The sequence below is a fragment of the Pseudomonas sp. PDM18 genome (assembly GCF_014852585.1).
GTDB lineage: Bacteria > Pseudomonadota > Gammaproteobacteria > Pseudomonadales > Pseudomonadaceae > Pseudomonas.
The window spans coordinates 26157-35210 of the sequence record NZ_JACVBX010000024.1; the positions used below are offsets into that span (position 1 = coordinate 26157).

Sequence of the window (9054 nt, forward strand, 5' to 3'; positions counted from 1 at the left end):
TAACCGATTACATTGCTTTCTTCTCAGGCCAGGCTTTGCAGCTTTCGGTGCAACATCGAGATGTTACGGCCTTGGGCAACAAAACTCGGCAGAGTGGCCGGAAGTTGGCGGCGAACTTTATCAGCATCGCCCTTGTTTGGGAAGCTCCCAAACACACAAGCTCCGGTGCCGGTCAATCTCGCTTGGGTAAATTTACCTAGCTGGATCAGTGCGTTACGTACATCCGGGTAACGCTTCTCGACGACCGGCTGGCAGTCGTTATGACCGTCCACCCCGAGAAGGCTGCGAACTTTAATGGGCGGAGTATCCCGTGTCAACTCGGGATCGGAGAAAACTTCTGCTGTGGAGACAAAGACTTGCGGCACGACGACGAGGAACCAGGGTTCGTCGAGTTCCACCGGAGTGAGCTGCTCGCCGACGCCCTCGGCGAACGCCGCGCGGCCGCGCACGAACACCGGGACGTCTGCGCCCAGGCTCAGACCTAGCGAGGCGAGGCGATCTTCGTCCCAATCCAGCTGCCACAGATAATTAAGTGCGAGTAGGGTGGTTGCTGCATCGGAGCTGCCGCCCCCGATGCCGCCGCCCATGGGCAGGCGCTTGTCCAGCCAGATGTCGGCGCCCAGTTGGCAGCCCGATTGCTCTTGCAGCCTGCGAGCGGCCTTGACGATCAGGTTGCTGTCGTGGGGAACGCCCTTGATCTCGGTGTTCAGGTGGATTTCGCCGTCCTCGCGCACGGCGAATTGCAGTTCGTCGCCGTGGTCAAGAAACTGAAACAGGGTCTGCAGTTCGTGGTAGCCATCGGCGCGGCGGCCGGTGATGTGCAGGAACAGGTTGAGCTTGGCCGGTGCCGGCAGGGTCAGGCGGTCCTGCATGTTACTGCGGGTCCGCCGGGTTCGACTGGCCTGCGCCCAATTGACGCGGCTGCCAGGTCTTTACCACCAGGGTGACGTCGAGATCCTGGCCGTGCAGCTTCAGGCGTTCGGGCAGCCAGTAGCCGTTCTGCTCGCTGTAGCGGGTGTATTCCACGTCCCAGCCATCCTGCTGCAGTTTGGCCAGGCGGCTGTTGCCGTCCAGGGTCAGACGGCTCTTGCTGTCCGGCGCGGGCAGGCCGCGAATCCACCAGAGCAAGTGGGAAACCGGCAGGCGCCAACCCATCTGCTGTTCCAGCAGTTCTTCGGGGGAGGCGGCCTCATAGCGGCCTTGTCCTGCGACTTCGAGGGTCACCGCGCCTTCACGTCCGGTCAGGCGCGCGGCGCCGCGGCCGAGTGGGCCGGACAGGCGGATGTCGTAGTAGTCCTGGCGTTGCAGCCAGAACAGGGTGCCGCTGCCGGAGTCCTTGGGCGCGCGAATGCCGACCTTGCCATCGATCTGCCAGCCGTCGAGGGTGGCGATGCGGGCTTTGTGAGCGTTCCAGGCGGTGGCGTTGCCCTGGCCTTCCAGGGCTTCGTGGGTGCCGAAGCTGGAGCAGCCGGCGAGCAAGGCAAGTGCGGCGGCGCCGATCAGGTGACGTAAACGCATGAATCAGTGGGTTCCGGAGCCGGTCAGGCGCAACATGGTGTCGCGCAGGACGGCGCTGTCAGGCTGGCTTTGCAGGGCGGTGGCCCATACCTTGCGGGCTTCGCTCTGCTTGCCCTGGGCCCAGAGCACTTCGCCCAGGTGCGCGGCCACTTCGTGGTCGGGGAAGCGTTCCAGCGCTTTGCGCAGGTAAGTTTCCGCTTCGCTGAGGTTGCCGAGGCGGTAATTCACCCAGCCCAGGCTGTCGAGGATCGCGGGGTCGTCCGGGTTCAGCGAGTGGGCCTTCTGGATCAGGTCGCGGGCTTCGCTGTAGCGGGTGGTGCGGTCGGCCAGGGTGTAGCCCAGCGCGTTGAGCGCCATGGCGTTGTCCGGCTCGCGCTGGATGATCAGCCGCAGGTCCTGCTCCATCTGCGCCAGGTCGTTGCGTTTCTCGGCGAGCATGGAGCGGGTATAGAGCAGGTTGAGGTCGTCCGGGAACTGCTTGAGGCCTTGCTGGATAACACTCCAGGCGCGGTCCACCTGGTCGCGGTTGGACAGGCCTTCGGCTTCGATCAGGTACAGCTGGATGGCGTAGTCAGGCTGGCGGTCGCGAGTCTCGGCCAGGCGGCGCGAGGCATCGTCATAGCGCTTCTGGTCCAGCAGTATCTCGGTGGCGCGCAGCTGGGCCGGGAGGAAGTCGTTGCCCGGGCCGACCAGCGCGTATTCCTTGAGTGCGGTTTCCGGGTCCTTCTGCTCCTCGGCCAGGCGGCCCAGGTTGAAGTGGGCGGAGTCGACGTGGCTGTCGCGCTCGACCAGCTCCTGCAGGTAGACCTTGGCCTCGTCCCATGCCTGGGCTTCGAGGCAGACCAGCGCGAGGGAGAAGCGCAGGTCGTCGTCATCGGGAAATTGCTCGACCAGCGCGGAGAACTCGGCCTTGGCGTCTTCCAGGCGGTTCTGTTCCACCAGCAGACGGGCGTAGGCGAGGTGGACGCGCTTGTCGTCCGGATGTTCCTTGATGCCAGCCTTGAGCAGCGGCAGCGCTTCGTCGCTGCGCTTCATGCTTTGCAGCAGGCGGGCGCGCAGCAGCAGCGGGGCGACGTCGTGCTTGCTGGCGGAGTTGTCTTCGAGCAGGTGCAGGGCTTCCTGCGGACGACCGTCCTGCTGTAGTAGCAGGGCCTTGCCGAACAGCAGCTGGCCGTTGTCGGGGTACTTCTTCAGCAGGCGGTCGAAACTCTGCAGCAGGCCGGCGCGGGTATCCGGGTCGGTCTCGGCGGCGGACAGCGCGAGGAAGTCGAAGTGGGTGTCGCCCTGGCCGTTGAGGACTTTTTCCATGTAGACCATGGATTCGTCGTATTGGCCGGTGCGCGCCAGTTGGATGGCGGCGGCGCGCTGGGCGTCGAGATTGTCCGGCGCGGCTTTGGCCCAGATCAGCGAGGTGTCCAGGGCTTCCTGGTCGGCGCCCAGATACTCGGCGATGCGGAAGGCGCGCTCGGCGACTCCCGGATCACGGGTTTCCTTGGCCTGCTCGACATAGTTGGCGAGGGCGATATCGAAACGGTTGCGCTGGCCGGCGAGCTCGGCGGTGAGCAGCGAGAACATCGTGTCTTCGCTGAAGGAGCCGTATTTCTGGTCCTTCTGCGCAGCCGCAGCCTTGTCCTTCTCGGTGGAAGCACTGTCGGTGTTTTTCTGTGTAAGAGACTGGCAGCCGCCGAGCAGCAGCAGAGCAGTCAGCAGCGCAAGAGACTTGTTCATAGAGGAAGGACGAGGGCCTGACCTGCGAAATGGGACCATCATGACATAAGGAAAGTGCCAATCCCATGGGCAAGCGCCGCTGACGGGCCTGTATACGATTTGCAGTGTGCGATACGTCGCGGGTGGTTGTCCTTCACAAGGCTAAGTAGGACAATTGCGGGCTTTCCGATCAGCTCAGCGATTCTGCATGGCCTTCATTGCTCTCGGCATCAACCACAAGACCGCGTCCGTGGCCGTCCGCGAGCGCGTGGCTTTTACTCCCGAGCAGATGGTCGAGGCCCTGCAACTGCTCTGCAGGCTGACTTCCAGCCGTGAAGCCGCGATCCTCTCCACCTGCAACCGCAGCGAACTCTATCTGGAAATCGAGCATCCGGACGCCGGCGACGTGCTGGTCTGGCTTGCCGATTACCACAATCTGGGAATCGACGACCTGCGCGCCTGCGCCTACGTCCATCAGGACGAGGAGGCCGTGCGCCACATGATGCGCGTCGCCGCGGGCCTGGATTCCATGGTTCTGGGCGAGCCGCAGATCCTCGGCCAGATGAAATCCGCCTACGCCGTGGCCCGCGAGGCCGGCACCGTCGGGCCGATGCTCGGGCGTCTGTTCCAGGCTACCTTCAGCACCGCCAAGACTGTGCGCACCGATACCGCCATCGGCGAGAACCCGGTGTCCGTGGCGTTCGCCGCGGTCAGTCTGGCCCGGCAGATCTTCAGCGACCTGAGCCGTAGCCAGGCGTTACTGATCGGCGCCGGCGAGACCATCACCCTGGTCGCCCGCCACCTGCACGAGCAGGGCGTGAAGCGCATCGTGGTCGCCAACCGCACCCTGGAGCGCGCCAGCCTGCTGGCCGAACAGTTCGGCGCCCGCGCCATCCTGCTGGCGGACATGCCGGACGAACTGGTCAACAGCGACATCGTCATCAGTTCCACCGCCAGCCAGTTGCCGATCCTGGGCAAGGGCGCGGTCGAGCGCGCGCTGAAGCAGCGCCGGCACAAGCCAATGTTCATGGTCGACATTGCGGTGCCGCGCGACATCGAGCCGGAAGTCGGCGAGCTGGAAGACGTCTACCTCTATAGCGTCGACGATCTCCACGAAGTGGTCGCCGAGAACCTCAAAAGCCGCCAGGGCGCCGCCCAGGCCGCCGAGGAGCTGGTGGGCGACGGCGTGCACGAGTTCATGCTGCGCCTGCGCGAGCTGGCCGCGGTCGACGTGCTGCGTGCCTATCGCCAGCAGGCCGAGCGCCTGCGTGACGAGGAAACCCAGAAGGCCCAGCGCCTGCTGGCCAACGGCGCCGACCCGATGGAAGTCATCGCCCAGCTCAGCCGTGGCCTGACCAACAAATTGCTGCACGCCCCCAGCGTACAGATGAAAAAACTCTCCGCCGAGGGCCGCATCGATGCGCTGGCCGTCGCGCAGGAACTGTTCGCCCTCGAGGAGGGCACTGACAAGCGATGAAAGCTTCCCTCCTGAAAAAGCTGGATATCCTCAGCGACCGCTACGAAGAGCTCACCGCTCTGCTGGGCGACGCCGAGGTGATCAGCGACCAGACCAAGTTCCGCGCCTACTCCCGTGAATACGCGGAAGTGGAGCCGGTCATCCTCGCCTTTCGCGAGTTCCGCAAGGTGCAGTCCGACCTCGAAGGCGCTCAGGCGCTGCTCAAGGACAGCGATCCGGACCTGCGTGAGATGGCCGAGGAGGAAGTCGCCGAGGCCAAAGCTGCGCTGGTCGGCCTGGAAGATCGCCTGCAGCGCATGCTGCTGCCCAAGGACCCCAACGACGGCCGCAACGTCTTCCTGGAAATCCGCGCCGGCACTGGCGGCGACGAAGCCGCGATCTTCTCCGGCGACCTGTTCCGCATGTACTCGCGCTACGCCGAGAAACAAGGCTGGCGCGTGGAAGTCATGTCGGAGAGCGAGGGCGAGCACGGCGGTTATAAAGAAGTGATCGCCCGCGTCGAGGGCGAGAGCGTCTACGCCAAGCTCAAGTTCGAATCCGGCGCCCACCGCGTGCAGCGTGTGCCAGCCACTGAATCCCAGGGCCGCATCCACACCTCGGCGTGCACCGTGGCGGTGCTGCCAGAGCCGGACGAGCAAGCTGCCATCGAGATCAATCCGGCCGACCTGCGCGTGGACACCTACCGCTCCTCCGGCGCCGGCGGCCAGCACGTGAACAAGACCGACTCGGCGGTGCGCATCACGCACATCCCGTCGGGTATCGTGGTCGAGTGCCAGGAAGAGCGCTCGCAGCACAAGAACCGCGCCAAGGCCATGGCCTGGCTGGCGGCCAAGCTCAACGACCAGCAGCAGTCCGCGGCCCAGCAGGCGATTGCCAGCACGCGCAAGCTGCTGGTCGGTTCAGGGGACCGCTCCGAGCGCATCCGCACCTACAATTTCCCCCAGGGCCGGGTGACCGACCACCGCATCAACCTCACCCTGTATTCACTGGGTGAAGTCATGGAAGGCGCGGTGGAGCAGGTCATCGAGCCGCTGCTGCAAGAGTTCCAGGCCGACCAGTTGGCCGCGCTCGGCGACTGAGTGAGCGACAGACCATGGCAACCATCATGACCCTGCTCAACGAGGCGCAACTGCCGGACTCGCCCAGCGCGCGCCTGGATGCCGAGCTGCTGCTCGCCGCCGCGTTGGGCAAACCGCGCAGCTTCCTGCGAACCTGGCCCGAGCGCGTGGTCAGCCGCGAGGCCCACGACCTCTATGACCGCTACCTGGCCCGCCGGGTGGCTGGCGAGCCGGTGGCCTACATTCTCGGTCGCCAGGGCTTCTGGAGCCTGGACCTGGAAGTCGCCCCGCACACCCTGATTCCGCGCCCGGACACTGAGCTACTGGTGGAGACCGCGCTGGCGCTGCTGCCGGCCTCGCCGTCGCGCGTGCTCGACCTGGGCACCGGCACTGGCGCCATCGCCCTCGCGCTGGCCTGCGAACGCCTGAGCTGGCAGGTGCTGGGCGTTGACCGTATTCCCGAGGCCGTGGCCCTGGCCGAGCGCAACCGCGAACGCCTGCGTCTGGCTAACGTCGCCTTCCGCGCCAGCCACTGGTTCTCCGCGGTAGAGGGCGAGCGCTTCTCACTGATCGTCAGCAACCCGCCCTACATTCCCAGTACCGACCCTCACCTCCGGCAGGGCGATGTGCGTTTTGAACCTTCGAGCGCGCTGGTCTCGGGGCAAGACGGTCTGGACGACATCCGCCTGATCATCGACCAGGCGCCGAACCACTTGGAAAGTGGCGGTTGGCTGATGCTCGAACATGGCTTCGACCAGCCTGATGCGGTGCGCGACCTGCTGCTCAGCCGTGGCTTCAGCGCCGTGGAAAGCCGTCGCGATCTCGGCGGCCACGAGCGCATCAGCCTGGGGCGCTGGACATGCTGACCGACAACGAACTGCTGCGTTACAGCCGGCAGATCCTCCTGCCGCAGATCGACGTGGACGGCCAGCTGCGCCTGAAGGACAGCCGCGTGCTGATCGTCGGCCTCGGCGGCCTCGGCGCCCCTGTGGCGCTGTACCTGGCTGCGGCCGGTGTCGGCGAGCTGCACCTGGCGGACTTCGACACCGTCGACCTGACCAACCTGCAGCGGCAGATCATCCACGGCACCGACAGCGTCGGCGTGAGCAAGGTGGACTCTGCCATCGCCCGCCTGACTGCGCTGAATCCGGACGTGAAGCTGATCGCCCATCGCCAGGCGCTGGACGCTGACTCCCTCGACGCCGCCGTGGCGGGCGTCGACTTGGTGCTCGACTGTTGCGACAACTTCGGCACCCGCGAAGCGGTGAACGCTGCCTGCGTCGCGGCGAAGAAACCGCTGGTGAGTGGCGCGGCCATTCGCCTGGAAGGGCAGCTCTCGGTGTTCGACCCTCGCCGCGACGAAAGCCCGTGCTACCACTGCCTCTATGGCCATGGCAGCGAAGCCGAACTGACCTGTAGCGAGGCCGGCGTGGTCGGCCCGCTGGTGGGGCTGGTGGGCAGCCTGCAGGCGCTTGAAGCATTGAAGCTGCTGGCCGGCTTCGGCGAGCCGCTGGTAGGTCGCTTGCTGCTGATCGATGCCCTCGGCACGCGCTTCCGCGAACTGCGGGTCAAGCGCGATCCGCTGTGTGCCGTGTGCGGAGCCGCGCATGGCTGATGCCGCGCCGATCGGCGTGTTCGATTCCGGTGTGGGCGGCCTCAGCGTCCTTCACGAAATCCGGGCGCGGCTTCCCCACGAATCCCTGATCTACCTCGCCGACTGCGGCCACGTGCCCTACGGCGAGAAGACTCCCGAGTACATCCGCGCGCGCTGCCGCGCCATCGCCGAATTCCTCTTGTCCCGTGGCGCCAAGGCGCTGGTGCTGGCCTGTAACACGGCCACGGCCGCAGCCGCGGCGGACCTGCGCGAGCTGTATCCGCAGTTGCCCATCGTCGCCATGGAGCCGGCCGTGAAGCCGGCGGCCGAAGCGACCCGCAGCGGCGTGGTCGGTGTGCTCGCCACCACCGGCACCCTGAAGAGCGCCCGCTTCGCTGCACTACTGGATCGCTTCGCCAGCGACGTGCGCGTCATCACCCAGCCCTGCCCAGGCCTGGTGGAGCGCATCGAACTGGGCGACCTTGGCGGCCCGCAGACCCGTGAATTGCTGAAAGGTTACGTCGCGCCATTGTTGGCCGAGGGCTGCGACACGCTGATTCTCGGCTGCACGCATTACCCTTTCCTGCGTCCGCTTCTGCGAGAACTTCTGCCGGCGGACGTCTCTCTGATCGACACCGGGGCCGCCGTGGCCCGCCAGCTTGAGCGACTGTTGCAATCGCGTGAGTTACTGGCCGAGGCCTCGGGAAAAAAAATTGAGCTCTGGACCAGTGGCGCAGTCGAAGCCCTTGAACGCGTACTTCCGGCGCTTTGGGGATCTGACGAGATCGTCGGTCATTTCCCTGGCTGATCGAAAAAATAGCTAGCTATGGACTTTGGTCTGTCAGCGAATGCTGACAAATGGCCTTATAATTGCCAGCTATTCGCGGGGATTTTTCATTCAGCTTTCTAATAAAGGACGTTTCGATGAAGAAACTGCTCTCGCTTGCCGCCGTGGCAGCCCTGTCCCTTGGACACATGTTCACCGCTCAGGCAGCCGGCCTGACTGGCGCTGTGGGCTTCACCGGGCAGAACACCATGACTTACCGCCTGGGCCTGGGCTTTGACTGGGACAAGAGCTGGTGGGAAAGTTCCACTGGGCGCCTGACCGGCTATTGGGACGCCGGTTACACCTACTGGGAAGGTGGTGACGAGGCCAGCGGCCGTCATTCGCTGTCCTTCAGCCCGGTGTTCGTCTACGAATTCTCTGGCGAGACGGTTAAGCCCTTCGTCGAAGCCGGTATCGGCGTGGCCGTGTTCAGTGGCTCGCGCGTGGGCGACCAGAACTTGGGCGGTGCGTTCAACTTTGAAGATCGCATCGGCGCTGGCCTGCGTTTCGGCGAAGGCCAGGCGCTGGGTGTGCGCGCGACCCACTACTCCAATGCCGGCATCAGCCAGCCGAACGACGGTATCGAATCCTACAGCCTCTATTACACGCATCCGCTGTAACAGAGCGCTGACAAGAAGCCGGGCCTTGCGCCCGGCTTTTTTGTGCGTGGCATAAAGAGTTGAGAGACGTCAGCGAGCGTAGCGGACTTCGTCCGCGATCGTTTCCAGCCCCTCCGAGCTGGCCGGAGACACATCGCGGACGGAGTCCGCTTGTGTCTGCAAAGCTCGATAAGCTCGAAGGTGAGAGCGACGGGAGGCAAGCTGCAGGTCCGCGGTGTTGGTCGCACGAGTAGGAGCCCAAGCTGCCTCCCGCC

The 9054-nt window shown here is 65.0% G+C and carries 9 protein-coding genes; 6 read left to right on the forward strand and 3 right to left on the reverse strand.

The genetic code is table 11. The features are described from left to right. Window positions 1–23 precede the first annotated feature (23 nt). The 3 genes from ispE to IB274_RS28985 are packed head-to-tail and all read right to left on the reverse strand — an operon-like array spanning window position 24 to window position 3288. Complete coding sequence (ispE, locus tag IB274_RS28975) at window positions 24–872, reverse strand: 4-(cytidine 5'-diphospho)-2-C-methyl-D-erythritol kinase (RefSeq protein WP_192436216.1); 849 nt, start codon at window positions 870–872, stop codon at window positions 24–26. 1 nt (window position 873) lies between these two features. Beyond that, window positions 874–1518, reverse strand: a complete 645-nt coding sequence (lolB, locus tag IB274_RS28980; RefSeq protein ID WP_192436217.1) for a lipoprotein insertase outer membrane protein LolB — start codon at window positions 1516–1518, stop codon at window positions 874–876. Between the two features lie 3 nt (window positions 1519–1521). Beyond that, window positions 1522–3288, reverse strand: coding sequence for a tetratricopeptide repeat protein (locus tag IB274_RS28985; RefSeq protein WP_192436218.1), 1767 nt, complete (start codon window positions 3286–3288; stop codon window positions 1522–1524). A 145-nt stretch (window positions 3289–3433) separates the two neighbouring features. Here IB274_RS28985 and hemA point away from each other — a divergent pair, with 145 nt between their 5' ends. The 6 genes from hemA to IB274_RS29015 all read left to right on the forward strand — a co-directional run bounded on the left by hemA (window position 3434) and on the right by IB274_RS29015 (window position 8800). After that, complete coding sequence (gene hemA / locus IB274_RS28990) at window positions 3434–4702, forward strand: glutamyl-tRNA reductase (RefSeq protein WP_192436219.1); 1269 nt, start codon at window positions 3434–3436, stop codon at window positions 4700–4702. Then, on the forward strand, window positions 4699–5781 hold the full coding sequence (gene prfA / locus IB274_RS28995) for a peptide chain release factor 1 (protein WP_192436220.1): 1083 nt from the start codon (window positions 4699–4701) through the stop codon (window positions 5779–5781). Before hemA ends, prfA begins: the two co-directional genes overlap by 4 nt. Before the next feature lie 14 nt (window positions 5782–5795). Continuing rightward, the gene (gene prmC / locus IB274_RS29000) at window positions 5796–6626 is read left to right on the forward strand and encodes a peptide chain release factor N(5)-glutamine methyltransferase (protein ID WP_192436221.1); all 831 of its coding nucleotides are present in this window, start codon (window positions 5796–5798) and stop codon (window positions 6624–6626) included. After that, entirely contained in the window at window positions 6620–7375 is a 756-nt protein-coding gene (locus IB274_RS29005; protein WP_192436222.1) for a molybdopterin-synthase adenylyltransferase MoeB, read from the forward strand. The genes prmC and IB274_RS29005 overlap by 7 nt, the downstream gene beginning before the upstream one ends. Next, the gene (gene murI / locus IB274_RS29010) at window positions 7368–8162 is read left to right on the forward strand and encodes a glutamate racemase (protein ID WP_192436223.1); all 795 of its coding nucleotides are present in this window, start codon (window positions 7368–7370) and stop codon (window positions 8160–8162) included. The genes IB274_RS29005 and murI overlap by 8 nt, the downstream gene beginning before the upstream one ends. Window positions 8163–8278: 116 nt before the next feature. Beyond that, a complete protein-coding gene (locus tag IB274_RS29015; protein WP_192436224.1) occupies window positions 8279–8800 on the forward strand; it encodes an acyloxyacyl hydrolase in 522 nt (173 codons plus the stop codon). The last annotated feature ends 254 nt before the right edge of the window (window positions 8801–9054 follow it).